The 27,000-nt window shown below is 70.0% G+C and carries 23 protein-coding genes; 7 read left to right on the top strand and 16 right to left on the bottom strand.

Annotated elements, in window-relative coordinates:
• Positions 1-60: 60 nt before the first annotated feature.
• Positions 61-972, top strand: a complete 912-nt coding sequence (locus OG595_RS42915) for a LysR family transcriptional regulator (protein ID WP_329281965.1) — start codon at positions 61-63, stop codon at positions 970-972.
• A 459-nt stretch (positions 973-1,431) separates the two neighbouring features.
• Here the strand turns inward: OG595_RS42915 and OG595_RS42910 are convergent, their stop codons facing one another.
• The 6 genes from OG595_RS42910 to OG595_RS42885 all read right to left on the bottom strand — a co-directional run bounded on the left by OG595_RS42910 (position 1,432) and on the right by OG595_RS42885 (position 9,421).
• Positions 1,432-2,793 carry an aminomethyl transferase family protein gene (locus tag OG595_RS42910; protein ID WP_329281963.1) on the bottom strand — a complete coding sequence of 454 codons (1,362 nt, stop codon included), beginning with the start codon at positions 2,791-2,793 and terminating at the stop codon, positions 1,432-1,434.
• Between the two features lie 97 nt (positions 2,794-2,890).
• A complete protein-coding gene (locus tag OG595_RS42905; protein WP_329281961.1) occupies positions 2,891-3,967 on the bottom strand; it encodes an Ldh family oxidoreductase in 1,077 nt (358 codons plus the stop codon).
• 34 nt (positions 3,968-4,001) lie between these two features.
• Positions 4,002-5,711 carry a thiamine pyrophosphate-dependent enzyme gene (locus tag OG595_RS42900; protein WP_329281958.1) on the bottom strand — a complete coding sequence of 570 codons (1,710 nt, stop codon included), beginning with the start codon at positions 5,709-5,711 and terminating at the stop codon, positions 4,002-4,004.
• Between the two features lie 13 nt (positions 5,712-5,724).
• Entirely contained in the window at positions 5,725-6,585 is an 861-nt protein-coding gene (locus OG595_RS42895; protein WP_329281956.1) for an amidohydrolase family protein, read from the bottom strand.
• Positions 6,586-6,744: 159 nt separating this feature from the next.
• Positions 6,745-7,962, bottom strand: coding sequence for an L-2-hydroxyglutarate oxidase (lhgO, locus tag OG595_RS42890; RefSeq protein ID WP_329281954.1), 1,218 nt, complete (start codon positions 7,960-7,962; stop codon positions 6,745-6,747).
• On the bottom strand, positions 7,955-9,421 hold the full coding sequence (locus tag OG595_RS42885) for an aldehyde dehydrogenase family protein (protein ID WP_329281953.1): 1,467 nt from the start codon (positions 9,419-9,421) through the stop codon (positions 7,955-7,957). The genes lhgO and OG595_RS42885 overlap by 8 nt, the downstream gene beginning before the upstream one ends.
• A gap of 230 nt (positions 9,422-9,651) precedes the next feature.
• On the opposite strand from OG595_RS42885, the gene OG595_RS42880 reads away from it, so the two are divergent.
• Positions 9,652-9,939: a putative quinol monooxygenase gene (locus OG595_RS42880; protein ID WP_327692551.1), complete on the top strand. Its 288-nt coding sequence runs from the start codon at positions 9,652-9,654 to the stop codon at positions 9,937-9,939.
• A gap of 36 nt (positions 9,940-9,975) precedes the next feature.
• Here OG595_RS42880 and OG595_RS42875 read toward each other — a convergent pair whose 3' ends face one another.
• The 9 genes from OG595_RS42875 to OG595_RS42835 all read right to left on the bottom strand — a co-directional run bounded on the left by OG595_RS42875 (position 9,976) and on the right by OG595_RS42835 (position 17,792).
• The gene (locus OG595_RS42875) at positions 9,976-11,007 is read right to left on the bottom strand and encodes a methionine synthase II (cobalamin-independent)-like protein (protein WP_329281950.1); all 1,032 of its coding nucleotides are present in this window, start codon (positions 11,005-11,007) and stop codon (positions 9,976-9,978) included.
• 3 nt (positions 11,008-11,010) lie between these two features.
• A complete protein-coding gene (locus OG595_RS42870; protein WP_329281948.1) occupies positions 11,011-11,487 on the bottom strand; it encodes a GlcG/HbpS family heme-binding protein in 477 nt (158 codons plus the stop codon).
• A complete protein-coding gene (locus tag OG595_RS42865; RefSeq protein ID WP_329281946.1) occupies positions 11,484-12,287 on the bottom strand; it encodes an alpha/beta fold hydrolase in 804 nt (267 codons plus the stop codon). Before OG595_RS42865 ends, OG595_RS42870 begins: the two co-directional genes overlap by 4 nt.
• Positions 12,288-12,313: 26 nt before the next feature.
• Positions 12,314-12,685 carry a VOC family protein gene (locus OG595_RS42860; RefSeq protein WP_327692556.1) on the bottom strand — a complete coding sequence of 124 codons (372 nt, stop codon included), beginning with the start codon at positions 12,683-12,685 and terminating at the stop codon, positions 12,314-12,316.
• A complete protein-coding gene (locus tag OG595_RS42855) occupies positions 12,682-13,452 on the bottom strand; it encodes a fumarylacetoacetate hydrolase family protein (RefSeq protein WP_329281941.1) in 771 nt (256 codons plus the stop codon). Before OG595_RS42855 ends, OG595_RS42860 begins: the two co-directional genes overlap by 4 nt.
• Positions 13,449-14,897, bottom strand: coding sequence for an NAD-dependent succinate-semialdehyde dehydrogenase (locus tag OG595_RS42850; RefSeq protein WP_329281939.1), 1,449 nt, complete (start codon positions 14,895-14,897; stop codon positions 13,449-13,451). The genes OG595_RS42855 and OG595_RS42850 overlap by 4 nt, the downstream gene beginning before the upstream one ends.
• A gap of 29 nt (positions 14,898-14,926) precedes the next feature.
• Positions 14,927-15,847, bottom strand: a complete 921-nt coding sequence (locus tag OG595_RS42845; RefSeq protein WP_329281937.1) for a VOC family protein — start codon at positions 15,845-15,847, stop codon at positions 14,927-14,929.
• Positions 15,848-16,029: 182 nt separating this feature from the next.
• The gene (locus OG595_RS42840) at positions 16,030-16,941 is read right to left on the bottom strand and encodes a LysR family transcriptional regulator (RefSeq protein ID WP_329281933.1); all 912 of its coding nucleotides are present in this window, start codon (positions 16,939-16,941) and stop codon (positions 16,030-16,032) included.
• A 293-nt stretch (positions 16,942-17,234) separates the two neighbouring features.
• The gene (locus tag OG595_RS42835; RefSeq protein WP_329283610.1) at positions 17,235-17,792 is read right to left on the bottom strand and encodes a carboxymuconolactone decarboxylase family protein; all 558 of its coding nucleotides are present in this window, start codon (positions 17,790-17,792) and stop codon (positions 17,235-17,237) included.
• Between the two features lie 243 nt (positions 17,793-18,035).
• Between OG595_RS42835 and OG595_RS42830 the strand changes: the two genes are divergently transcribed.
• The 3 genes from OG595_RS42830 (at position 18,036) to OG595_RS42820 (ending at position 20,936) form a co-directional block, all read left to right on the top strand.
• Positions 18,036-18,440, top strand: a complete 405-nt coding sequence (locus OG595_RS42830) for a cupin domain-containing protein (protein ID WP_329281931.1) — start codon at positions 18,036-18,038, stop codon at positions 18,438-18,440.
• Between the two features lie 318 nt (positions 18,441-18,758).
• Positions 18,759-19,514, top strand: coding sequence for a dienelactone hydrolase family protein (locus OG595_RS42825; RefSeq protein ID WP_329281929.1), 756 nt, complete (start codon positions 18,759-18,761; stop codon positions 19,512-19,514).
• A gap of 207 nt (positions 19,515-19,721) precedes the next feature.
• Positions 19,722-20,936, top strand: a complete 1,215-nt coding sequence (locus OG595_RS42820; RefSeq protein ID WP_329281927.1) for an FAD-dependent oxidoreductase — start codon at positions 19,722-19,724, stop codon at positions 20,934-20,936.
• Positions 20,937-21,308: 372 nt separating this feature from the next.
• Here the strand turns inward: OG595_RS42820 and OG595_RS42815 are convergent, their stop codons facing one another.
• Positions 21,309-22,517 (bottom strand): sensor histidine kinase, encoded by a 1,209-nt coding sequence (locus OG595_RS42815; RefSeq protein ID WP_329281925.1) that lies wholly within the window; start codon positions 22,515-22,517, stop codon positions 21,309-21,311.
• Positions 22,518-23,339: 822 nt separating this feature from the next.
• Between OG595_RS42815 and OG595_RS42810 the strand changes: the two genes are divergently transcribed.
• Positions 23,340-24,680, top strand: coding sequence for a jacalin-like lectin (locus OG595_RS42810; RefSeq protein WP_329281922.1), 1,341 nt, complete (start codon positions 23,340-23,342; stop codon positions 24,678-24,680).
• 254 nt (positions 24,681-24,934) lie between these two features.
• Entirely contained in the window at positions 24,935-26,938 is a 2,004-nt protein-coding gene (locus tag OG595_RS42805) for a ricin-type beta-trefoil lectin domain protein (RefSeq protein WP_329281919.1), read from the top strand.
• The last annotated feature ends 62 nt before the right edge of the window (positions 26,939-27,000 follow it).

Here is a 27,000-nt window from a genome sequence, read left to right as displayed (position 1 = left end):
ACATCTCATGTCGGACGCGGCCTGAGGGAGACCCGAGCCGTGGCCCGCTGGAGGATTCCCATGGACCGCATGCTCCTGATGCGCAGCTTCGTCACCGTCGCACAGCTCGGCAGTTTCAACGGGGCCGCCCGAACACTGAACTCGTCCGGCTCGCTCGTCTCACGGCACGTCGCGGAACTGGAGCGGCAGATCGGTGTCCGGCTCGTCAACCGCACCGCCCGTTCCATCAGCCTGACCGAACAGGGCCTGCGCTACTGCGAGTTCGCCGCCCGGATCCTTACCGAGATCGAGGCGGAGGAGGCCCGCATCGGGCAGCAGCACGACCGGGCGGAAGGCCAGCTGAGTGTCGTCTGCCCCAAGTGGATAGGGAGTCTGGACGTCGGCGACGCGATCGCCGCGTTTGCCGCCGAGCATCCCAAGATCTCCGTCCGGTTCGAGCTGGGAGGCCTCTCGGAGCGCACCTACGACTTCCTGGACAGCGGTTTCGACGTCGCCCTGCACACCCGGGACCTGCGGGACTCCCGGGTGCACCTCAAGAAGATCGCGTCTCTCCCCTTCACCCTGTGCGCCTCCGAGGAGTACGTGAAGCGCCACAGTTCCCTCGCCCACCCCAACGACCTGGCCGCGCACGACTGCCTCGTGCATGTCAATGAACCGGTCTGGCGTCTCGGGCAGGGGCCCACCTCCAGCCTGCACAAGATCCGCAACGTGGCCTTCTCCTCCAACTCGTACATCGCGCTGCAGAAGGCCGCCGTCCAGGGGCGCGGAATCGCCCTGCTCCCGCAGCGGTCGGCCTACGACGACCTGGTCTCCGGAGCCCTTCTGGCCCAGCTCCCCTCGGTCCCCGTCCCCGACCGTCCGCTGTTCGCGGTCTACGGCCCCGGCCGGACGGTGCCGCGGAAGACCGTCGCCCTGCTGGAGTTCCTCAGCCGGTGGTTCAGGGAGAACCCGATACCCGTGCTGGCGCTCTGACCGCACGGGTTCGCCCGGGGTTGGAGCAGCGCGCTTCCCTCCCGCGTCGAGCGGGCGCCCAGATGCTCAGGAACGCCCACGGGAGGAACCTTCACGGGAGCGCAGAGGAGTCACCTGCGGTCGGACGACCCTTGTCGTCGAAGGAAGAGAGTGGTCCGGCCCGCGTCGCTCCGGGGCGATCCCAGTGACGACGACCATGCCCTCCCCGCCGGCCCGCAAGCAGCCGCGCACTCGGCGGGGAGGGAAGCGCCACCGGTCCGCGCACACGGACAGGCTCGGCCATCGCGCCTTGAGCGGCCGGATCGGATGGGCCCCCGTACCCATACGGACGGTTGGGCTCCGGCGGCGCCGAGTCGTGGCACCGCGGCCCGGACCGACCGGTGCGTGCGCACGCGGGCGCGGCGCGCCGTGTGAGGGGCCACGGCGACGCGCTTCCCTACGGGTGCGGGGGTACCTGGGCTACAGCGCGACGACGTCCGTTCGCCGCCTGTCGGGCTTGAAGGGGAGTGCGGCCACCGTCGCCCGGATCTCGCGCTGCGCGGATCCCGGCTTCCCCCACACCACAATTACCTCGGTCCCGGGCTCCGCGTGGGCCGGGTCGATCACACAGAGGGAGATGGTCGACCGCAGGTTCACGCTGACCGTCCGGCCGGTGGAGGCGCCGACAAGCCGTCCGCCGACGAGAACCTGGTCGAAGACCGGGCCGCGCCCCCGGGGCAGTTCCATGGCGTCGGGCAGGTCGCCTCCGCCCATCGTCGCGGCAAGGACGGCGATGACGTCGGAGGTGTTCCAGCGCAGGCCGACGAGCGTCCTGTACGGCTCCCCCGCGGCGGCGTCGGCGACCAGCGCGTCGCGGCCCATGAAGTCGCGGTCGGGGACGCCCTTGCGGAAGCCCCAGCCCAGCTCGGCCGGCTTGCGGAAGTAGTCGGTGACGCCGTTCTCCGGTACGAAGCTGCCGCCGGGGAAGGCCATCCTGAACTGCCTGGGCACGGCGGGGGTGACGACGGACGAGGAGATGTAGTCGAGGCCGTTCGTGGCGATGCCCGCCTCGATGTGCTGGACGGGCTGGGACCGGAAGCCGAGCTGACGGATCCCGAACTGACCGCCGCTCTCGACCGCGGCCGACCAGACCTCGTTGGCATGCCCGACCGGACCGTGCAGTTCGTAGCCGAGTTCGCCGGAGATGCCCGTACGCAGGACACGCACGGGGACTCCGGCGACGTCGGCCGTCCGGCTGCGGCAGAAGGCGATGTCCCGCAGGCTCTCCCCGGTCAGCTTCTCCATGGTGTCCAGGGCCGCCGGACCCTGGATGCCGAAGATGAACAGCTCGGGGCTGACGTCCTCGATCTCCACGTCCCAGCTCCCCTGGCTCAACTGCCACAGCAGCCAGTCCCCGCTGCCGGCCGTGTAGAGGAACTCCTCCTCGCCCAGGTGGCACAGGACCCCTTCGGACGCCACCCAGCCGTTCTCGTCGAGCTGGACGTGATGCTTGATCTGTCCGGCCTCGAAGCGTGCCAGGTCCCTCATGCCGTGCCAGGCCAGGAAGGCCCGCGCCTGGCTTCCCCGGACGACGAGCTTGTGCAGCGGCGACCAGTCGCCTATGTAGCAGGAAGCGACGTGCGCACCGCACTCGTCGATCCAGCCGGTGTACTCCAGAGGCAGCAGGGTCTGGGCGAAGTGACCGTAGGCCTGAAGGTTGTTGCTCACGGCCTGGGCCGCCGCGGCAGGGCTGAAGTACGCCGGCCGCTGGGTGACGAAGGGGGCGTCCTTCAGCCGCAGGACTGCTTCGTAGGTGGCGCGCTGGACTTCGGTGGTGTCCACGGGTGATCCTCCCGTTCGTGGGGCTTGGGCTGTCGGGCTGTGCGGCCATGGGCCCGCAGGGTCCAGACCATCTGAGATGTGCGAGTACGCCGGCCGGTCACATGTCCGGCGCGGGCTCCGGTGGGGTGACTCCGAACTTGGCTGCGCTCTCCGTCAGTTCGCGCCAGACCTTCGGCGCCACCGGTACTCCCTGTGCGGCCCGTAGCGCGGCCAGGCCTGCGCTGCGCTCCCCGGGGTAGTACACGCCGTCCGCCCCGTCCGCGACCGGGAGCCCCTTGAGGGTGCCGAGGGTGGCGTCGGCGTCCGCGGTGAAGGTGCCGGGGTCGCCGAAGGCCGCTGGGGCGAGGGCGATGAGCAGGGCGTTCTGGCGGTGCTTGCGGCCCTTCGGGTCGTCCGAGTGGAACGCGGCGAGGATCGGCGCGCCGACCAGCACGCTGGTGAGCAGTTCGAAGGCGAGGGACATGCCGGAACCCTTGGCACCACCCAGGGGAAGGGGCATGACCGCCTTCTCCGGGTCGGTGGTGGGCGTGCCGTCCTCCGTCGCGGCGGCGCCCTCGGGCAGCGGGGTGCCGCTCGCCCTGGCCTGGCGGATCCTGCCGAGCGCGATGGTGGCGGTGGCCATGTCGAGCAGCAGCGGTGCGTGGTCCCGGGCGGGTACGGCGACGGCGAGCGGGCTGGTGGCCACGGCGGCGCCCTTGACGCCGGTGTAGCCCATGTTGGGCATGCCGGCGACGAAGCCGAGGCCGACCAGGCCCTGTTCGGCGATCTTCGAGACGTAGTAGCCGATGGCGCCGGTGTGCACGGTCTGCCGTACTCCCACGGAGGCGATCCCGGTCTCCCGGGCCCGCCGCACCGCTTCCTCGGCGGCCATGGTGAGGGCCACCGGACCGGGGGCGCGGTCGGCGTCGAGGACGGCGGTGGCGGGCGTGCTGGACTCGACCTGGATGCGCGGCCGGGCGTTGGCCACGCCCTTGGCGAGCAGTTCCAGGTAGGCGGTGACGCGCCCGACGCCGTGGGAGTCCACGCCGCGCAGCGAGGCCCAGACGAACACGTCGGCGGTGGTGCGGGCGTGCTCGGGGCTCAGCCCGCCCTTTTCGAGCAGCTCGGCGGAGAAGGCGCGCAGGTCCTCGGCGGGGACCCGGACCTTGTCCGGCTTGGGGGGTGTGTCGGTCATGACGGTGGAAGCCTCCTGTGTCAGAGGTCGGCGGTCAGCGGGTGACGAGGACGTCGACGACGGCGGTGGTGCCGTCCGCCACGGCCTTGAGCGCGCGCTCCAGGGCGGGACCGAGGGAGTCGGGGGCGTCGACGGTCTCGGTGTGCATGCCGAACGGCTCGGCGAAAGCCGCCAGGCGCGGCAGCCGGTGCAGGTCGGTGCCCAGCCACTCGCCGGTCTCGGCCGCCGCGCCCTCGGGGTAGAACCTGCGGTGGTTGAGGTTCATCGACTTGTAGACGCGGTTGTTGAACACGACGATCAGCAGCGGGAGTTGATACGTCCTGGACGCGTCGTACGACGGGATCACCGGGTTGTAGGCGAAGGCGCCGTCGCCGATGGTGAGCACCACGGGGCGCTCCCGGGCGGCGAGTTTGACGCCGAGTGCGACCGCGATGCCCTGTCCGAGGCCGCCCTGCACGTAGAAGTACGAGTCGGGGGCGTCGGTGCGGAGATGGCGCTTGACCACGCGGCTGTGGGTGATGGTCTCGTCGACGACGATGCCGTCCTGCCCGTCGAGGAGCGTGCGCAGGGTCGCGGCGACGAGCACCGGGTCGATGCCCTCGGCCCGCGCCGCTCCCGCCTCGGCGGCGGCGATCGCGGCCTGCTCGTCGGCGTGCCGTTCCTCCTGCGCCGAGCGCCGGGCGGTGACGGCCGCCACGTCGAGGCCTGTGGCCCGCTTGGCGAGCTGGCGCAGCGTGTTGGCGACGTTGCCCTCCAGGTACCGGTCGGCGAACAGCACCTGGTAGACGACGTGCGGACGCTGCGGGACCTCGTCGATGACGACGACCTGTGCCTTCGCGGGGCGCCTGCTGGGCGGGTAGAACGGGGCCCGGCAGTTGACCAGGAGGATCAGGTCCGCCTCGTCCAGCCAGGGTCCGATGTCGCTGCCCGCGTGCAGCGGATGGGCGCGCGGGAAGTTCCCGCAGACCGCCGAGTCGGGCTCGACGACCGGGATGTTCCAGGCCTCGGCGAAGGCGAGAAGTGCCTCGAAGCCGCCGTCCTCGCGGCCCGCGGTCTCCGTGACGACGACGGGGTTGGCGGCCTCGCGGATCATCTGGGCGACGGCGTCGACCTCGTCGGGAGAGCTGTGCGTGGAGCCCGGCGCGACGACGGGCTTCGCCTGGCGGCCGTCCCACTCCTCGAGAAGGGTCTCCAGCGGGATGTTCAGGTACACCGGTCCCGCCGGGGCCCGCCAGGCCAGCTCCGCAGCCCGGGTGATCATCGTGGGCAGGGTGTCGACGCTGGCGGCCTCGTTCGACCACTTGGTGAACGGCTGGGCCACGCCCTGCGGGCCGCCCACGATGGACAGGTTGCGGTACCACTGTCCGCCCGGGTCCGGCCCGGGGCCGTCGCCGTACGTGGTCGACTCCGAGGAGGCGACCACCATCGGTACGCCGGTCAGGAGCGCGCCGTGCACGGCCATGGAGCCCTGGAGCAGGCCGGGGGCCGCGTGCAGCAGAACCCCCTGCGGGCGGCGCCTGAGGAGTCCGTAGCCGGTGGCCATGCCGACGGCCACCGTCTCGTGGGTGAGGTCCAGGTACCGCGGGGCGCTCCCGCCGTCGCGGTGACGGCGGGCAAGCGACTCCCAGACGGGGGCCCACTCGGACCCCGACGCGCAGAAGAGGTGGTCGGCGCCGACGGCGTCGAAGGCGGATACGAAGGCATCACCGCCGTCAATGCCCGGTGTGTTGCCGGTGTCTGTCATGGCGTGTGGTTCCTCAGCCCTCGACCGGCCAGTTCAGGACCTCGGAGATGCCGCGGCCCATGATCCATTCGAGCTCCTCGGGCGTGAAGTCCCAGTGCTTGGTGAACTGCTCGATCGTGTCGGTGTAGGTGATGCCGTGTCCGAGCAGCCGGGTGATGTCGGTGCCGTAGAAGCAGCGCTGCGGGCCCATCTTGTCGACCATCTCGCGCACGTACTTCTGGATGTTGTTGTTCGGGAAGGGCTGGGTGGAGTAGCCCGGCAGGGCCGAGACCTTGACGTAGATGTTCGGGTGGACGGCCAGGTCGGCGGTCTCCTGGACCCAGTAGCCGATCGCGTCGTCGACGCAGCGGGCCATGATGCCCATGTGGTCGATGATGATCTTCAGCTCGGGGTGCTTGGCGGCGATCTCGCCGAGCTCGCGCTTCCAGATCGGGGCGTGGACCATCGTCGGGATGCGCAGTTCCTCGGCGATCGGCCAGTACCACTCGTTGGTGCCGTCGATCATCCAGTTGCGGTCGATCGGCCGGTGGAAGGTCAGCCGCGTGCCCTTGACGTGCGGGTTCTGCGCGAAGTCCGCGAGCATGGCCTTGCCCTCTTCGGGCTTGTTCTGCGGGATGCGCGCCATGATGCCGAAGCGGTCGGGGTGCGCCTCGCACGCCTTCAGGGCGTAGTCGATGCGGTCGCCCTCCCAGGACGGCGGCAGGATCAGCGCGCGGTTGACGCCGGCCTCGTCCATGAGCTCAAGGGCCTCCTCGTACGAGAAGGGGTCCTCACGGTGGCCGTTCAGCCGGATCCGCTCACGCGCGCCCGGGACCCAGGGGCGGTCCGGGGTCTCCTCCAGCCAAATGTGGATCTGGGTGTCGACGACGAACATGTCCCGAACCTCTTTCTCTACACGGGAGTGGGATGGGGGTGGGGATGGAGGGTGGGGGGTACGAAGGAACGCTAGGCGGGCAGCGCGTCCTTGCGGAGTCCCCAAAGGCGCAAGCTGTTCTTGCGGGAAAGTGCGCTGTGAGCAGGGCGTTCCCCGAATTCACGGGTGCCGGGTCGCGGGCGCGTCCTCGAAGGCGGCGTGCACGATGTGCTCGGCGATCGCCATGGCGGCCGTGGCCGCCGGCGAGGGGGCGTTGCGTACGGCGGTGACACGGCCCGCCCGGTGGATACGGAAGTCGTCCACGAGGGTGCCGTCGCGGTCCAGTGCCTGGGCGCGGACGCCCGCTCCGCCGCGCACGACGTCCTGGACGCCGACGCCGGGGACGTACAGCCTGGCGTCCTTCATGAAGGCCGTCCGGGAGAACGAGCCGCGGTACTCCCGGACACCGGTACGCCAGTGCCGGGCGGCCATCCGCCAGGTGCCGGGGTAGGCGGCGAGACCGAGGAGGTCCCTCGGCGAGACACGGGTGCGGGTGTAGCCCTCCCGGGCCAGGGCGAGGACCGCGTTGGGGCCGACCTCCACCGAGCCGTCGACGCGGGGCGTGAAGTGCACGCCGAGGAAGGGATAGCGCGGATCCGGCACCGGGTAGACCAGACCGCGGACCAGGTCGGTCCTCCCGGGCCTGAGCAGCAGGTACTCGCCCCGGAACGGGACGATCCGCGGCTCCCGTCCGTCCTGCGCCAGCCTCGCCACCACGTCCGACTGCAGGCCCGCGCACAGGATCAGCCGGTCCACCCGGACGCGTTCCCGCGCGGAGGCCACCTCGATGCCGCCGGGCACGTCGGTGATGCCGGTGACCGGGAAGCCGAGCCTCACCTCGCCGCCGGAGCCGGTCACGTCCTGGGCGAAGGCGCGGGCGATCGCCGGGTAGTCGGTGATCGCGGTGCGCGGGGAGTGCAGGGCGGCGACTCCGCCGACGTTCGGCTCCAGCTCGCGGATCTCCTCCTGGGAGATCTTCCTCAGATCGGGTACGTGGTTGTTCCTGGCCCGCTCGTAGAGGCTGTTCATACGGCCGAGTTCGTCGTCGCGGACGGCGACGACCAGCTTGCCGATCTCCTGGTACGGCAACCGGCGGTCCTGGCAGTACTCACGCAGCAGGGACACACCGCGGACCGTCAGGCCGGCCTTCAGGCTGCCGGGGGCGTAGTAGATGCCGGCGTGGACGACGCCCGAGTTGTGGCCGGTCTGGTGGAGCGAGACCTCACGCTCCTTCTCGAAGACCACGACCCGGGTGCCGGGCCGCCTCAGGGTGATCTCGCGGGCCGTGGCCAGTCCCACGATGCCCGCCCCGACGACGCCCACGGTCTCGTCAGGCACCGGTCTGCTCCGGAGCGCCGAAGTGGACCGCCACCGTCTTGACGCGGGTGGAGAACCGCAGGACCTCGTCGCCCTGCTCCTTGTACGCCGTGCCGGAGTCGCGGAACCCGCCGAAGGGCAGGTGCACGTCCCAGCCGGTGGTGGTCGTGTTGACGGCGACCTGCCCGCACTCGGCCTCGTCCGCGAAGCGGTACGCGCGGGCGAGGTCGCGGGTGAAGACGGCGGCGGCCAGCCCGAAGCCGGAGTCGTTGACGGCCTCGACGGCGGAGGTGAAGTCGTCGACCTCGCGGACGGCGAGGACCGGGCCGAAGACCTCCTCGCGCCAGACGGCCGTGTCGGGGGTGACACCGGCTAGCACGGTCGGCCGCACGTAGCAGCCGTGCACGCGCTCGCCCTCGGTGTCCGCACGGCCGCCGGTGAGGACGGTGGCGCCCTGCTCGACCGCGCGGCCGATGTCGGCGAGGACGGAGTCCCGTTGCCTGGGGCTGGACAGCGGGCACAGGGTGGTCGACGGATCGCTGCCCGGCCCGACCTTCAGCGTCTCGACCTCGGCGACCAGCAGCCGGGTGAACTCCGCGTACACGGGCCGCTCGACGATCACCCTGCTGGTGGCGGTGCACCGTTGTCCGGCCTGGCCGAAGGCCGCTGCCACGACGGCCTTCGCGGCGGCCGGCAGGTCGGCGTCGGCCAGGACAACGGAGGCGTTCTTGCCGCCGAGTTCGCCCTGGAAGCGGACGTTGCGGTCGGCGAGGCGCCGCCGGATGCGGTTTCCGACCGAGTTGGAGCCGGTGAAGGTGACTCCGGCGATCCGCGAGTCGTCCAGGAGCGCCTCCTCGATCTCGGCAGTACGGCCCGTCACGACGTTCAGCACACCGGCGGGCAGTCCGGCGTCGTGCAGGGCGCGCGCGAAGTGCAGTCCGGAGACCGGGGTCTCGGTGGCGGGCTTGAACACGGCCGTGTTGCCGGCGGCCAGGAGCGGGGCGAGCTTGCGGGCCGGGGTGATCAGCGGGTCGTTCCACGGGCTGATCACCAGGATCACGCCGATCGGCTCGCGCTGGGTGTGCGTACGGTGGTTCGGGCGCACGTCGTGCAGGAGGGTGCCGTAGCCCTGGCGCGCCAGCCCTGCGTAGTACTCCAGGAAGTCGGCGGCCTTCAGAGTCTCACCCCGGGCCTCGGCCAAGGTCTTGCCGTTCTCGGCGGTGACGTCGGCCGCGACGGCGTCGGCCCGCTCGCGGATCAGCCGGGCCGCGTCGGTCATGATCCGGGACCGCTCGAAGGGGCTGGTGCGCTTCCAGACGGCGAAACCGCGCGCCGCGTGGTCGTAGGCCCGGGTGACGTCCTTGGCGGCGAGGGCGGGGACGCGGACGATCGGGGTGCGGACGTCGGCCGGGTCGTGGACGTCGATCCACTCCCCGGTCGTGACCCACTCCCCGCCGGAGAGGATTTCCACCGTGCGCATGAAAGTTCACTTCCTTCGTCCGCCGCGCTGACGCGGGCTGTACTTCACAACGGCCATGCGGGCCGGATGCGACAAAACACCATGTGGGAGCGGGCCACCAGCCCCTCTGGGGCACTCAATGCTTGCGCCGTGCGCGGGGTCGGCGGGCACCTGATCCGTGCTGGAATCTGCGGGCCGGACGGCATGTGCGACGCCGCCGGGACCCCTGACACAGCCGAGGAGACACAGACATGGCCTGCACAGTCATCGCCCACTACCGCTGCGCGCCCACCGACGAGGCCACGGTCCGGGCCGCGCTGCTGAAGGCTCAGGAGGCGACCCGTACCGAGCCGGCCAACCTGATGTACGAGGTACACACCGTGACCGGTGAGCCCGGCGGTTTCCTCCTCTACGAGCGATACACCGATCAGGCCGGATTCGAGGCCCACAAGGCGGCCGAGCACTTCCAGGAGCTGATCGTGAAGACGACGTGGCCGCTGCTGACGGATCGGTCGGTGACGTTCGCCGAGTCGATCTGAACCGGTCGGGGGCCGGGATTCCCGGCCCCTTCGCCGTCAGAACTCGTTGCCCCAGACATACCGGGCGACCGTCTCCACCAGCACGAGTTTCCCGCGCTGCGCCTCCGCGCTCAGCAGCGGCCGGCCCGCCACGTCGGCGAAGCCCCGGGACGGGGACACGGCCGCGTCCTCCAGGTCCTTGAACTCGCCGACCGCGTCGATCCTGGCCATCACCGTGTCGAGATCCTCCAGCTGCGGCACGGTCGCGTCCACGACGCCCAGGCACACGTCCCGGTCCTCGGGCAGCGCCCTGACGAGGTCGAGTTCGGCCTCCGTCCCCTGGTCGAACGGCAGGACCCAGCGGTCGGCGGCGATCGCGCCGTACAGCTTTTCGGCGCGGGCCATGTCCACCGCCACCGGCGCCGCCCAGCCTGGTGCCACACCGATCCGTACACCCTCCTGGCGCTCGCCCGGCCGTACCGCCAGCGCGTCGACGGCCAGCGCGTCCTCGAAGGACAGCGCGCCCGGGTCGGCCGGGTCGGTGGCCAACTGGGCCAGCAGGAGAGGGTTGTTGAGCTGGATCAGACGGACTCCCCTGGAGACCAGCAGCTCGATCTCCGCGTGGATGATCTCCGCGAGTGCCTCGCCCAGCTCACGGGCGGAGGCCGGGCCGAGGCCGGGCCGGAACGTGGTGGCGGCGAGGTACGCGGGAGAGGGCAGCGACGCCTTCGGCGCGATCACCGTCAGCTCGGCGAGGCGCGCCGCCCAGTCCGCGAGCAGCGGGCCGTTGGCCTTGGGCAGCGACTCCGCCACCCAGCGGGTGAGTCCGTCGGCACCCGTCTCGTCCGTACGGCGGAAGCCGGAGACGGCGTCGAGGACGGCGCTGCGGAAGTCCTCGCGCGGGAAGTCGCCGTCGGTGACGACGGTGGAACGCAGCTTGCGCTGGTACGCCACGGCCTCCTGGACGGCGCGGAGCTCTGCGTCCAGCAGGGCCTGCGGGTCACCGCCCGAGGCGCGGGCCGCGGCCAGCTCGGCGGGGCGGACCAGGCTGCCGTGGTGGTCGATGCGGTAGTTGAACGTGTCCGCCATGGCTCAGACGTCCTTTCCGGGCGTGGCCGGTGTGCCCGCGACGCCCCAGGCGGCGAACTCCAGCTCGTAGCCGAGGGATTCGAGGACCTCGTCGGCGATCTGCTGGTCCTCGTCGGCGGTGCCGCCGGCGATGCCGAGGCCGCCGATGATCTCGCCGTCCTTCTTGATGGTGACGCTGCCCTCGGTGGCCATGATCGGCAGGGCCGCGCCGGGGAGCTGGGAGAGCTGGGAGAAGAAGACAGGCTGGGTCTCCTGCCACTTCTTCAGCATCCTGCCGGGCCGTTGCATCACGGCGGCGGTGTAGGCCTTGGCGCGCGCGATGTCGGGGGTGAGCGGACGAGCCCCGTCCGCGCGGCGGACGCTGATGACGAAGCCGCCCGTGTCCACGACGGCGACGCTCACCGCCTTTCCGCCGGACAGGGCGTGCTTCAGGGCCGCGTCGATGATCGCGTCCGCGGCGTCGAGGGTGAGGCTGGTCATGCTGCTTCCTTAGGTGCGGTGAGGGTGCGGCGCAGGTGGGCGACGGCCGCGTTGTACCGGTCGGGGACCTCCCAGTACATGGAGTGCGGGGCGCCGGTGACGATCTCCAGGCGCGAGCCGGGCAGCAGTTCGTGGGCGCGGGTCACGGTCTTCACACTGAGCACCGCGTCCTTCTCGCCGGCCAGAAAGGCGACCGTGACGCCCGCGTCCTGGATGTCCTCCAGGGTCGGGCCGCCGGTGTCGAGGTTGCGCAGGTCGGCCATCTTCGCGACGTTGAAGGTGCCCATCTGCTGGAAGAGGAAGGTGAGATCGGCCCGCTCCCGCTGGAACCGCCGGGTGAGCAGGCGGTCGATGACGGGGAGTTTGACGGCCTCGGCCCGGTCTGCGGCGGCGAGCTCCTTGAGTTCGGGGTGGCTGATGCCGCCCAGGGAGTGTCCGAGGACGACCGAGCCGACCCGTTCGGGGCGCAGCAGGGCGGCGCGGAGCGCGGCGACGGAGCCGATGGACTGGCCGACGAGCATCACATCGGTCAGGTCCTCCTGGTCGAGGACGGCGACGATGTCCCAGGGGAAGTCCTGGCCGTCGAACTCGGGCGTCGACGAGTCCGGAGGGGTGGGTGCATCTGAGTTGCCGAAGCCGCGCAGGTCCACGGTGACGACCGTGAACTCGTCCCGCAGGGCGGCCACTTGCTGCCACCAGGCGGCATGATGCCCGCCGCTGCCGTGCACGAACAGGATCGCCGGACCGCTGCCGTGGCGCTCGTAGTAGAGGGAGGTGCCGTCGGAGTCGGCAATAGGCATGGGAGTGAACTCCTGTACAGGCGATGTCAGTTGGGGCGCTTGCCGTGCCAGACCAGTTCGATCATGGTGTGGTCGGGGTCGTGGATGTAGCAGAACTTGGACTGGTTCTCCGGGCGTTGGATGGGACGGGTGTGCCGGATGCCCAGCTCCTGGAGATGGGCGAGGAAGTCGTCCCAGTCGTCGACCTCCACGGCGAAGTGGTAGGGCGCCATACGCTCCATCTCCTCGACCGGGGTGAAGTGCAGGTCGAAGTTGCCCCGGGTCATCAGCACCACACGGGTGTTGGACTTGGGCATGATCCGCTTCATCCCGAAGACCTGGGTGTACCAGGCGGCGGTCCGGTCGGGATCGGTGGTGGGAAAGTTGACGTGATGGATGTAGCGGGGCTCACTGCTCATGACTGACTTCCTTCGAGTAGTACGGGGTTGGACAGCACACCGATGCCGCTGATCTCGACGTCGACGGTGTCCCCGGGGGCGATCTGGCACGTGGACTCGGCGCCCATCCACAGCACGTCGCCCGGATGCACGGTGATGTGCCGGGTGATCTCGACGAGGTGGTCGAAGGGGTCGAACACCATGTCCCCGGTGGGGAATTCGGCGCGGACCTCGCCGTTGAGGCGAAGCGTGGTGGTCTGCGCGAGAGCGTCGACGTCGGTCTCGATCCAGGGCCCCATGGGCTTGAACGTGTCGCTGTTCTTGCTGCGCCAGAACGAACGGTCCTGGTGCTGCCAGGTGCGGGCGCTGACGTCGTTGCCGATGGTCCAGCCGAAGATCGACGCGCGCGCTTCCTCGTACGTCGCGTGCCGCAGCGTCCGGCCGATGACGGCGACGAGTTCGGGTTCGGCCTCGAACCGCCCTTCCACATCAGCGGGCTTGACGATGGGCGAACGGTGGCCGGTGAGCGCGTTGTTGGCCCGGTACCCGACCTCGGGGCGGTCCGGGACCGCGGCACCGGCGTGCTTGATGTGCCGCGGGTAGTTCATGCCGACGGCGTAGAACACGGGCGGGACGACGGGCGGCAGCCAGACGGCCGAGTCGCGCTGGACGGTGCCGAGGACATCCGGGTCACCGTCGATCGGCGAGCCGGACAGCAGCTCGACGTCCGTCTCCCGCACCCGGCCCCACACCGATCGCCCGCCCACCGAGACTCGCGCGTACCTCATGGGGCCAGCAGGTGGGATATCCGCTTGGTGACCAGGTAGGCGTCCAGCGCCTCCGGGCCGCCCTCACGGCCGTAGCCACTGTCCTTGACACCTCCGGAGGGTGCCTCGTGGACGGAGCCACCGCAGTGGTTGATCGACAGGATCCCGGCCTCCAGCTCGGCCGACAGCCTCTCGGCGGTCGCCGCGGAGTCGGTGAACCCGTAAGCGGCCAGGCCGTACGGCAGCGCGTTCGCCGTCCGCAGTGCCTCGTCGAGGCCGGTGAACGGCATGATGGGCGCGACCGGGCCGAACGGCTCCTCGTGGAGGAGTTCCGCGTCTTCGGGCACCTCGGTCAGGACGGTCGGCGCGAAGAAGTACCCGGGGCGGTCAAGGCGCTCGCCGCCGGTGAGGATCTTGGCGCCGCGGGCGACGGCGTCGGCGGTGAGCCGTTCCAGGGACTTCAGCCGGCGCTCGTTGGCCAGCGGCCCCATGGTGGTGCCCTCCGTCAGTCCGTCTCCGACGACGAGGGATTCGGCGGCCTTCACGAACTCGGCGGTGAACTCCTCGGTGAGGCTGTCGTGGACGAGGAAACGGCTCGGTGAGGTGCAGACCTGGCCGGCGTTGACGAACTTCGCCCGGGCGGCCCTGCGCGCGGCCTTCACGGGGTCGGCGTCCGCGCAGACGATCACCGGGGCGTGGCCGCCCAGCTCCATCAGGGAGGGCTTCATCACCTTGCCGGCCGCGGCGGCGAGGAGCTTGCCGACAGGCACGGAGCCGGTGAAGGCGACCAGGCGGGTGACCGGCGAGGCGATCAGGTGCGCGGAGACCTCGGCCGGCTCGCCGAACACGAGGTTCAGCGCCCCGGCCGGGACCCCGGCGTCCGCGAAGCAGCGCACCAGCTCCATCGCGGTGGCCGGGGTCTCCTCCGAGGCCTTGATGACGATCGAACATCCGGCGGACAGGGCCGAGGAGATCTTCCGCATCGGCCCGCCCGCCGGGAAGTTCCACGGCACGAAGGCGGCGACGGGTCCGACCGGTTCGCGGCGCACGGTGAGCAAGGTGCCGGGTTCGGCGGGAATGACGCGGCCGTAGGCGCGCCGGGCGTCGTCGGCGTGCCAGCGCAGCGTGTCCGCGACCCGCCGGGCCTCGCCGGTCGCCTCGGCCAGCGGCTTGCCCTGCTCCAGGGTCATGGTCCGGCCGATCTCGGCGGCGCGCTCGGTGAGCAGGTCGGCGGCGGCGTGCAGGATCGCGGTGCGCCGGGCGACGGGGGTGCCGCGCCACACTCTGAAGCCCTCGGCTGCGGCATCGAGGGCACGGTCGAGGTCGGCGGTGGTGGCGAGCGGTACCTCGCCGATCGTCTCCCCGGTGGCCGGGTTCACGATCGGGGCGGTACGTCCGGCTCCGCCCTGGCACCACTCGCCCGCTATGTACATGCGGACGGCGGGGTAGCCGTGGTCGGTGGTCATGGCTGGATGCCCTCTCAGGCTTGGGGGATTCAGGAGGCGGGGGCGTCCTGCTGGTCGCGGTTGGTGCGCAGCGCCCAGATGTGGTGGGGCGGGGTGGTCTCGTGCACGCGGGTTCCGTACGCGTCGTCGACGCGGTCCATGTCGGCGGCGTACTCGACCCGGCCGCCGCAGGGGGCATGCAGGAAGCGGAAGACGTTGGAGCCGACGGTGTGTCGGCCGAGCCGGCGTGCTTCCCGCCAGCCTTTGTCGATCATGTGGTTGCCGCCCTCGACGACGTCGTCGAAGCCCGGCACCTCGTAGGCGATGTGGTTGATGCCCGCCCGGTCGGGGCGGTGGCACAGCAGCATGGTGTGCTGGTCCTCGTCGCCCGGGGCCTGCATGAACACGCCCATGGGCTCGACCACGTCGGTGGGCCGGAAGCCGAGGCGCTCGATGTAGAACGCGAACGCCTCCTCCCTGCCCTCCTTCGGGATGTTCAGCGCCACATGGCACATGCGCAGCGGGCGCACCCGGGTGATCGGCTCCAGGGCGGTGTTCCAGCGGTCGATGTTGCCCAGCGTGTTGGCGGACCGCGGTGTGACGGATGCCGGCTTCGGCCGGGCCAGGGTCAGACCCACCCCGAAGCCGGTCCCGTCGACGGTGTGGTGGACGCCGTCGGCGCTCGCTCGGACCGTGCGGTCGCGCCCTGCCGCGGCGACCAGCCGCTGGAGTTCCTGCCCGGTGTCGACGCCCCACACCACCTCGCGCAGAGTGGGGCCTTCCTCCAGCGGGGGCGGCAGCGACGGGCCGGGGCGGGTGTCCAGGTGCAGGCTCTGCCCGGTGAGTGTCTCGAACACCGCGTGCTCGTCGGTCCTCTCGACGAGGAACAGGCCGAAGTCGTCGAAGAACCGGACGCAGGTGCCGAGGTCGTCCACGCTGTAGGTGACCGATTCGATTCTCTGGATTCCCATGGATTCCTCGCTTCGTCGCAGCTCACGCCGCGGGTCTCATTCGGTCACCGGCCCTCGGCTGCCGGTGTCGGTGATCGTAAAATCGCGGCTCGGGCGACCTCAATAGATGCGCGACGCAGGCATCGCAAACGTTTCTTGCACAATCTGTCGGCCGGCCGGAGCCATGGCCTGGCCCGGTCTGCTCACCTGCTGATGGCCGGTATCGGATTTCCGGAGAACCACTCGGTCAGGAAGTCGAGGAAAACGGTGACTTTCCGCGGACTGGCCTGACCTGGTCCGTGGATCGCGTACAGCGGGCGGTCGGGTACGGAGAGCCCGGGGAGCAGGACCTCCAGCGCACCGGACATGAGGTCGTCGTAGACGGGCCGCTGCGGGAGCAGGGCGATGCCGCGTCCGTGCACTGCCGCCTTCTGCAGGGCCAGGTAGGAGTTCGACGAGAACGCGGCGTTGTGGATCTTGTGCAGGGTGGAGGCGGGGCCGTGTCCGATGCGCCAGACGGGGTCGTTGACGTGCACGAGGCAGTCATGGCCGGTGAGGCCGTGGGGCTCGGTGAGCGGCCCCTTGCGGTCCAGGTATTCCTTCGACGCGCACAGCACGAAGGGCAGCGAGGCGATTTTCTTCAGTCGGACGCTGGAATCACGCAGATCCCGGGTGTGGAAGGCGATGTCGAATCCGCTGTCCAGGAAGTCATAGGTCCTGTCGGACATTCCGCCGAGTTCGAAGCGGACGTGAATCCTGGGATGAGCCACGGAAAAGGCGGCGATGGCATCCCCGAGATCCAGGCTTCCGATCCATTTGGGGCAGATGATGCTCAACGCCCCTTCGGCGCGATCGTGAAGCTGGGCGATCCCGGCGTCCTCGGCGTCGATCTCCTCCAGGATGCGTGCGGCGAATTCGGCGTACCGGTGGCCCGGTTCGGTCAGGCTGACCGACCGGGCCGTGCGGTTGACCAGGCGGACACCCACATGTCTTTCCAGTTCGGCGACATGCCGGGACACCAGCGAGCCGGAGGAGCCCAGCCTCTTGGCGGCTCCGCTGAAGCTGCCGACCTGCGCGACGGTGACGAAGCTGTGCATGAGAAGCAAGCGATCCATGTTTCCTCCCGGGGTACTTCCTCCCGCTCACGCGGTGCCGGAGTGAAGGCTGCTCGGCGCACCGTCGGCGCGGAGCCGGACTGCCCCCGTCCCGACGGCGTCCGAGGTCGGGCCGGCGGACACCGCCACGGGCCGAGATCCACGCCCTTGGGCGCGACCTCCCCGCCGGATCTCCCGGAGAGACGCCCGGAGAGGTCTCGTACCCGAACCATCGGGGACACGGCCGGTGTCCTGTTGCGGCGCGGCAGCGAGTTCCCGCGCTCTCGGGCCCGGTTCGGTGCGGGGTGGCATCCTTACGGCCGGTCCCCGTCGGGGACCACGCGTCCGAAGCCGCGGATGTCCGGGAAGGGAGGCTCGCGGTCGGGCTGGAGATCCACCTGGAAGGTGTTCAGGCACATGCCGAGCATGGTGAAGTTGCCGAGCGCCCCGATGGTGTCGACCAGCCCCTTGGACCCGAAGTGCTCCAGGGCGGCGGCGAAGGTCGCGTCGGAGACGAAGTGCTGGTCGAGGACTTCGTGACAGAAGCGGTAGAAGGCCTGGTCGGCCTCATTGCCGAAGACGGCTTCGCGCCCCTCGGCAATGGCCTTGACCGCCCCCTCCGGAATGCCGGCCGCGATCGCCTGGTGCGCGTGGGCGTTCCAGGAGTACTGCGCGTCCCAGTTCCGCGCGGCCATCAGGAGCGCGAGTTCGCGCAGATGCCCGGGCAGGCTGCAGTCGAAGCGGGCGAAGGCGCCGAGGGACTCGGCGCGTTCGCACATCTCCGGGCTGTGCAGCCAGACCCGGAACGGACCGCGGACGGCACCACGCCGGCCTGCGATCCGGGCGGCCAGCTCCCGCTGCCGCTCGGTCATTTCCTCTTCGGTGAGAACGGGGAGCCTCATGAGGCGATACCTGCCTTTTCTTCCCGGCACGTTGCGGGCGCCCACAGGTGCGGAACGCGACGCCGTGGGGTGCCAGGTGACCGTACAGCCGGGTCCGGGGTTGCCGACCCCTCCAGGAGCGCAAGGTAAAGCTGCACGCCAGAGGGCATCCAAGAGCCGGGGCGCGCCCTAGTGTCGACCGACGCACGACCGTGGACTGGAGAGGAACCAGGGATGACCACCATCATCAAGGCCGCGTCCGTACCCCGGCTGGACCGCGGCGGCGCCGTCCTGACGACACCGCTCATCACCACGTCCTCGGCGGGCGGGGAGAACCTCATCACCAGCGGGATGAGCGTCTACCCCGTCGGTTCCGGAGCGCCGCTGCACTCGCACAACTGCGACGAGCACGTCACGATCCTGGAGGGCGAGGCGGAGGTGGTGGTGAACGGTGAAGTGACCAGGCTGGAGCGGTTCGACACCACCTACGTCCCCTCCCCCCTCCCCCACCTGTTCCGGAACATCGGCGACTGCCCGCTGCGCATCCTGTGGGTGTACTCGTCCGGGCACGTGACGCGGACGTTCACCGAAACCGGCAGGACGGTGGAACACCTTTCGGCCGAGGACCAGATGGGCTGAGTGACCGGCGATCGCCGCGGCCCTCCTCGCACCGACGGGCGCGAATCCGGGCAAACTCAATCCAGACCTTTTCCGGTGAGCAGATTTCACGCTTTCTGTCAATTCCGGAATTGCCTGACCAGGTTTCCCGGGCCGCGTCAAGACTTTCGAATGGGGCAAGTGTCACTCGCCCTATGGTCGCCACAAGGGCCCGCGCACGCGCTAAACTCGATCGCTGCGATCAACTGTCGGTCCCAGCCGTCATGCCGAATCATCCCCATAGGGGATATTCATCGATTTCCATTCAAAAGACAGATCAAAAGACAGGGAGAGGTGCGTATGAGTACTGCGCAGGGAACGACTGTGGACATCACGACACGGGACGGCACTGCCGACGCCTACCTGGTGCACCCGGAGGGGGCAGGCCCGTTTCCCGCCGTTCTGCTCTACATGGACGCCTTCGGACTGCGCCCGCATCTGAAGAAGATGGCCGACCGTCTGGCTTCGGCCGGGTACGTGGTCCTGGTGCCCAACGTCTTCTACCGTCACGGACGGGCACCGGTGATCGACCTGCCGGACTTCGTGAACCCGGCCGAGCGCCCGGAACTCTTCCAGCAGCTCGGGCCGATCATCCAGTCCCTGACACCGGAGTCGACGATGCGGGACGCCGACACCTATCTGCGCTGGCTGGCCGAATGGCCGATGGCCAGGAGCGGGCCGGTCGGTGTCACCGGCTACTGCATGGGTGCCGGTCTGGCGCTGCGCACGGCGGGCACCTATCCGGACCGAGTGGCCGCCGCGGCCGGCTTCCACGGCGCGAACCTCGCCTCCACCGCGCCGGACAGCCCGCACCTGCTCGCCGACCGCATCAAGGCCGAGCTGTACTTCGGCCACGCCGACCAGGACCGGGCACTGCCGCCCGAACAGGTCGAGCGTCTGACCGAGGCCCTCGACGCGGCGGGCGTACACCACCACTGCGAGGTGTACGCCGGCGCACACCACGGCTTCACCCAGGCGGACACCGCCGCCTACGATCCCGAAGCCGCGGAACGCCACTGGGCGGCGCTACTGGACCTCTTCGGGCGCGCGCTCTGACGCGCTGAAGAAAAGCCGCGGGCCGAAACCCGGCCCGCTCCCACCGGTGAAATTCCGGTGAACAACTCCATTGCACACAAAATTGCGTCCCGGTCGGTAGTCCGGGGCACAGCCTTTCACTTTCACGTCCGGCTGTGTCAATATTCCTCTCCTCCGGAGAGGCCCAGTGTGCTCCCTCGTACGAATCCAATTGCACTGGGAGTACTTTTGTCTGGGACACGTTTTGTCATCGCCGGCGGCGGTCTTGCCGGGATGGCCCTGGCCCACTATCTGCACCGGCACGGTCTGGACGTCGCCGTCTACGAGCGTGACACCGGCATCGCCGCCCGCGAGGCGGGATACCGCATCCACATCAACTCCACCGGCACCTCCGCCCTGCACGCGGCCCTGGAACCGCGGCTGTGGGAGCTGTTCCTCGCGACCTCCGGCATGCCGAACGACGACATGCTGCTGTTCGACGAGCAGCTCAACCTCCGCCCGGGCCGCGACAAGTCCGCAACCGAAGGCACCGGGGTACCCACCGACATCCCCGAGCACCTGGTGGTGTGCCGCTCGACACTGCGACGGATCCTCTACCTCGGCCTGGAGAAGGTCGTCCACTTCGGGGCCAAGGTCACGGGATACCGCTCCAACCCCGACGGGACCGTCACCGTGCTCCTGGACGACGGGGAGAGCGTCGAGGCCGACGTGCTCATCGCCGCGGACGGCATCAACTCCGGCGTACGGGCCCAGAGGCTGCCTCAGGTGAAGGTCGCCGACCTGGCCGCCCGCCACATCGCCGCGAAGGTCCCCATCACCGAGGAGACCAAGGCCAAGCTGCCGCAGGAGCTGTTCAACGCGTTCTCCCTGGCCTACGACGCCCAGTGGACCGGACTCACACTCGGCCCCCTGGAGCGCAGCAACCCCGGCTCTCCGCTGATCAAGGAACAGGACCCGGACTTCCAGGACGAAGCCACCAGGAACTACGCGCTGAGCATCTTCAACTCGGTGGAGAGCCTGATGATGCCCGACGCCGAACTGTTCACCGCCACTCCCGAGCAGCTGAAGGCATACGCGCTGGAACGCGTGGCCTCCTGGCATCCGGCCCTGGTGGAGACGGTCCGGCTGTGGGACACCGCCACGGTGCAGGCGCTGACGTTGCGCAGCTGTGTGCCCGTCGACGCCTGGGAGCCCTCGAACGTGACCGTGGTGGGCGACGCGATCCATGCCATGAGCCCGTCCTGTGGCATCGGTGCCAACACCGCGCTGCGTGACGCACACGTTCTCGGCGGGGAACTGATCGCCGCCGCGCGGGGTGAGAAGAACGTCGTGGACGGCATAGGCGCCTACGAAGAGGCCATGCGGGACTACGGGTACAAGGCCCTGCGGATGTCCGCAGCGGTGGGCGAGAAGGTGATCGGCCACCTGCCGCTGCCCGAGTAGACAGCTCCCGCGCGGCCACGCCCCGCCCGCGGAAACGGCCTGCGCCTGCAGTGCGCGCGCACCGGCGCAGGCCCTTCCCGGCAGGTGGGTTGGTGATAGGCCGGTTGGTGGCAGGCGGGTTGGTGACGCGGGTGCCGGTTCTCCGGCATCGGTGCTCCCGACGACCTGTTCGGACGGCTGCGGATGGTCCAGGGCAACGTCCTCGTCTTCGCCCGCGCCTCCCTGTCGGGCGAACTTGCCCCGAACGAAGGGCTGTTGCTCGGCATCCGTGCCTTCTACGGGGTGTCGGCGGCACGGTCAGGCCCGGCGTTGCCGCACGCTGTCGGTCCCGTCCCCGGCAGCGTGCCGGGCGTGCCGGGCGTGCCGGGACGGTCACCTCGATGCCTTCTCCGCCGGAAGGGTCGCGGTGACCTCCCAGCCCCCGCGCCCGGAGCGGGGGCCCGTGCGCAGTTCGCCGCCGAGCGCGGTGACGCGTTCGGTCAGCCCGACCAGACCGAAGCCGCCGCCGCGCGCGGCCTGCGGCAGCCGGGTACCGCCGCTGCCGTCGTCGCGCACCGTCACCTCCAGCGCGCAGCCGTCGTGGGCCAGGCCGACGCTCACCTCGGTGGCGTCGGCGGCGTGCCTCCGCACGTTGGTGAGTGCCTCCTGTACGACCCGATAGGCAGCCGCCTGCACCTCATGGGGCAGACCGTCGGGCACCGAGGGATCGCGGTGCAGCACGACCTTCGGACCGGCAGGTCCGCCGAATCCCTCCACCAGTTCGGGAAGCGCGGCCAGATCGCCCGCCGGGTGCCGGCCGGTGGTCCCGTCCTCCGGGACCTCGCGCATCAGGCCGACAGTGCGGCGCATGGAGGCCAGTGCCTCGGTGGCGGAGCGCTCCACGTCCTTCAGGATCGCGTTCAGTCGTTCGGGGTCCGACGTGGCCAGGAGCTGGGCCACCTGCGTCTGCACGAGGATCCCGGTGACATGGTGGGCCACGAAGTCGTGCAGGTCGGCCGCCATGGCGAGGCGTTCGGCCCGCTGGGTCTCGGTGACCGCCACGCGGCGGCGGTGGTCCAGCACGCGCAGGTACCCGGCGAGTCCCGCCACCGCGCAGACCGGCAGGAGCATTTGGAACGGGTTGACCGACGATGCGCCGAAAGCCTGTCTGTAGGGCAGCGCAAGGACCGCCGCGGCGTCCAGCACGCCGCACACCACCGCCCACCGCACAGGACTGTCACGCACGGTGAGGAGGAGCAGGCACAGCAGGATCGCGACTTCTCCGGGTCCGGACAGCGCCTCCCGACCGGACAGGAACACAGTCGCCGTCACCGCGCCGGAGAGGACCGCGGGCACGGCGGCGCGCACCGCCACGGTGAGCCATGCCGGCCGCCGGGCGGCGGGCCAGAGGAGCATCGCCAGACTTATCGGCAGTACCACCAGCTGAGGCCATCGCGAACGGCCGTCGACGCCGGCGATGAGCAGGTCCACGGCTGCCGCCAGCAACAGGAGGACTATGCCGAACGCAGTCAGCAGGCTCCGCCGACGGTCACCGGGTCCGGTACGCGCGCCGAGGGCGCGCACGCTGCTCAGGAGATCCACGGCGCGACACTAACCTTCCACCGGCGCGACGGGATCAGCCGAAAGGCCACTTGTGGCAACACGGTCAGCCGCACACACCGGCCGAACGGCCGAGTCCCCGCACGAGCCGATGCCTCTCCCGGTCCTTCAGTGCCCGCGAGGGTCGGTTGCCCGGTTGACCGGTGACCGGCTGCCGTTGGCCTGCGGACCCGTCCCCACCGCGTACGCAGCTGCCACTCACGGTCGTGTCCCGCTTCGTGGTGTAATCGACCTTGCTCGACGGGTTCCGGTAAGCCGTGCGTCGGCCACCCCATGGGACACGGCTCCCGGGTCGCGCAGCGGCTGACCTGTCGTCACCGCCATACGCGGTCCCGAACCGCGCCGATCAGGCGATGACCTGCGGATTCCGGCGCCTTGATCCGCTACACCACATAGCGGCACGCCACCCCACTCACGGTCTCCCAGCCGTTCGCGAGCGCCCGGCGCAAAGGGTTCCTTGCCTCGGATGTCGACACCGGTTCCCCTCCCGACCCCGGCGCGGAACCGTGCCGTCCGTCATCCCCGGGGAGCCGGCACGGGTGCGTGCCGCGTGTTCGAACTGCCGGGCCAGGAAGGGCCGTACGCCCGCCGGTCTCCCATGAGACCGCCGGGCAGGGCCAGTTGCACACCGAGCAAGTATTCCCTGCCGTGAACGGCACCCGGCAGGGAACCAAACCCCCTCCGTACACAGGCGGCGACTCCTGTGAATCCATGCCCAACCCCTCGACAAACCTGGGGTGACCGGCGGTAACTTTCGCCACGTCCCTACAGCAACCGCTTTCCCTCCACAGGAGACACTCCCCCATGCGCAGACTCTTCGCCGGCCTTGCGGTCGGCGCCGCCGTTCTCGGCGGGCTCACCGTGGCCGCTCCGCCCGCCTCGGCCGCGGACTCGGGCACCTTCAGCGTCCTGAGCTACAACGTGGCAGGCCTGCCCGAGGCCATCTCCAGCGCGCCCACGCCCCGCGAGTCGAGCACCACGACGATCGGCCAGCGCATAGCGCCGTACGACATCGTCAATGTCCAGGAGGACTTCAACTACCACTCCTACCTCTACGCGGCCGACACCGCGCACGCCTACCGCACCGCGACCAGCGGCGGCGCCGGAATCGGCAGCGGCCTCAACACACTGTCGAAGATCGCCTACGACGAGGACGACTTCGAGCGGGTTGGCTGGAACTCCTGCACCTACGGCTCCGGTGACTGCCTCACCCCCAAGGGCTTCACCTTCATGCGTGAGCGCCTCGCCGAGGGCGTCTACGTCGACTTCTACAACCTGCACACCAACGCGGGCACCAACGACGACGACCTCGTGGCCCGCGCCGACAACCTCAGCCAGCTCAGCGACTTCATCGCCAGTCACTCGGCCGGCAATGCCGTCGTGGTCATGGGTGACACCAACACCCGCTACACCCGCTCCGGCGACACCATCGCCGAGTTCGCCGCCGCCAACGGCCTCACCGACGCCTGGGTCCAGCTGATCCGCGGGGGCGTCGCACCCGTCAAGGGCAGCGACGCGCTGGTCTGCGACCAGACCGGGACGACCGTCCCCAACACCTGCGAGGTCGTCGACAAGATCCTCTACCGCGGCAGCAAGCTCGTCTCGCTCAACGCCACGTCCTACAACAACGAGCACTCCAAGTTCCTCACGGACGCCGGGCTCATGCTCTCCGACCACGACCCGCTGACCGCCGGCTTCACCTGGTCGCGCAACGCCGCCTTCCAGCTCAGCGACCAGTTCGGCGGCCCGCACGGCGACTACTACAACGACATCGACAGTGTCTCCGCGGGCGCCCGCGCCACCACCCTCGCGCTGCGCGCCGGCTCCCGGGTCGACCAGCTGAGCGTGACCCTGGCGAACGGCACCACGCTCGCCCACGGCGGAACGGGCGGCACCGCGTCCTCGCTGACGCTGGGCAGCACCGAGTACGTGACGACGGCGTACCTGTGCCAGGGAGTCAAGGACGACCGCACGAGGATCTTCTACGCCAAGTTCACGACCAACCTCGGCCGGACCCTGGCCGGCGGCACCACCACCTCCGACTGTGTGACCCGCACCGCGCCGACGGGCTGGCAGATCGCCGGGTTCCACGGGCGCTCCGGCGACGAGGTCGACAAGATCGGCTTCATCTACACCCAGCGCTGAGCGACCGGCTGGCGTGGCCTGTGCGCACAGACTTCACCAATGATGGACGAGGTCATTGACGCGTGCATGGCCACGCCCTACCTTCTGACCGAATCACCGAACCGCGTTCGGTATGTCGACCAGCGCTTGCCGTCGCGGGCAGCGCCGTCCATGTGGTCGGGGCGTGCCGGCGGACCGCTTCCGCGGCTGCCCCACCACCACAGACCGGCAGTACGCGACTTCCCGCATCGCGTACTGATCAGGAAAGGCTCTCCATGTCGTACCCCCTCGCCGCGCGCGGCTGGGCCAGACGCGTCACCGTGCGTGTCCTCGCCCTCGCTCTCGCTCTGGCCGGCCTGACGGCCGTGGCCGACCGCGATCCATCCGTGTCGCCGGCCACCGAGCCCGCCGCCGTCAGTACCACCCAGGCCGCGGTCACCCCGCCGTCGATGGGCTGGGCGTCCTGGAACAGCTTCGCCAGCAGCATCGACTTCGACGTCATCAAGCAGCAGACCGATGCTCTGGTCTCCTCCGGCATGGCGGCGGCCGGCTACCAGTACGTCAACCTCGACGACGGCTGGTGGCAGGGCGACCGCGCCTCCGACGGCACCATCACCGTGGACTCGGGCCTGTGGCCGTCCGGCATGAAGGCCGTCGCCGACTACATCCACAGCAAGGGCCTCAAGGCCGGGATCTACACCGACGCCGGCAAGAACGGCTGCGGCTACTACTACCCCACCACCCGCGCCGCGGCCCCCAACACCGGTATGGAGGGCCACTACCAGCAGGATCTGGAGACCTTCCAGCGCTGGGGCTTCGACTACGTCAAGATCGACTGGTGCGGCGGCAAGGTGGAGGGCCTCGACCCGGAGACGACATACAAGGCGATCGCCGCCGCCAATGAGGCCGCCACCGCCGTGACCGGCCACAAGCTCGTGCTGTCCTTCTGCGAGTGGGGCACCGGACTGCCGTGGAACTGGGCTTCCGGCTACGGCGACCTGTGGCGCACCAGCACCGACGTCATCCTGTGGGGCCAGACCGCGACCACCGGCATGATGCTCACCAACTTCGACCGGGGCCTGCACCCGGCCGCCCAGCACACCGGCTACTACAACGACCCCGACATGCTGATGGTCGGCATGAGCGGTCTGAGCGCCGCGCAGAACCGCCTGCACATGGGCCTGTGGGCGATCTCCGGTGCCCCGCTGCTGGCCGGCAACAACCTCGCCACGATGAGCACCACCACCCGTGACATCCTCACCAACCGCGAGGTCGTCGCCATCGACCAGGACCCGCGCGGGCTGCAGGGTGTCAAGGTCGCCGAGGACACCCGCAACCTCCAGGTGTACGGCAAGGTCCTGGCCGGCACGGGCAAGCGCGCGGTGCTGCTGCTCAACCGCACATCCTCCTCGGCGTCCATGACCGTACGCTGGGCCGACCTCGGCCTGACCAGCGCCTCCGCGTCGGTGCGCAACGCCTGGACCGCCACCGACGCCGGTTCCTACGCCACGAGCTACTCCACCACCGTGCCGGCGAACGACGCCGTCCTGCTCACCGTCTCCGGCACCGAAGCGGCCGGCTCGACCTACGAGGACACGACCACCGCCACCACGCCCACCTTCAGCTCCGTCACGACCGGCGCGGCCGGCACCAAGTTGGTGGACATCACCTACGCCAACGGCGGCAGCACAGCCCGCAAGGCCACCATCCAGGTCAACGGGCAGTACAGCCAGGTCGTCGCCTTCCCGCCGACCGGCTCGGCCACGACCTATCGCACGGTGTCCGTCCTGGCGCACCTGGGCAAGGGCACCAACACCGTGCGCTTCGCGGCGGTCTCCGGCAGCACCACGCCCGACATCGACGCGATCCGCGTCCAGGCCATCCCTGGCACCAACGGCGTCACCCTGGTCGGCGCCGCCTCCAGCCGCTGCGTCGGCCTGGAGAAGAACACCATCACCGACGCCTCCCAGGCCATTCTGTGGGACTGCTTCGGCGGGCAGAACGAGACCTTCACCCAGACCTCACGCGGTGAGCTCGTCGTCTACGGCAACAAGTGCCTGGACGCCGACGGCGCCGGCACCACCAACGGCACCAAGGTCATCATCTGGGACTGCACCGGCGGCACCAACCAGAAGTGGACCGTCAACTCTGGCGGCACCATCACCAACGACCTGTCGGGCCTGTGCCTCGACGCCGAGCTGGCGGCGACCACCAACGGCACCAAGCTGCTCCTGTGGACGTGCAACGGCCAGACCAACCAGCAGTGGACCCTCAACTGACCTGCGCCACCGCACCGCCACACACCGCCCGTCGCCGAACCGGTCCATGACCGGTCCCGGCG

The organism is Streptomyces sp. NBC_01451, from assembly GCF_036227485.1.
Lineage (GTDB): Bacteria > Actinomycetota > Actinomycetes > Streptomycetales > Streptomycetaceae > Streptomyces.
This window is presented reverse-complemented; position numbering and strand designations above follow the sequence as displayed.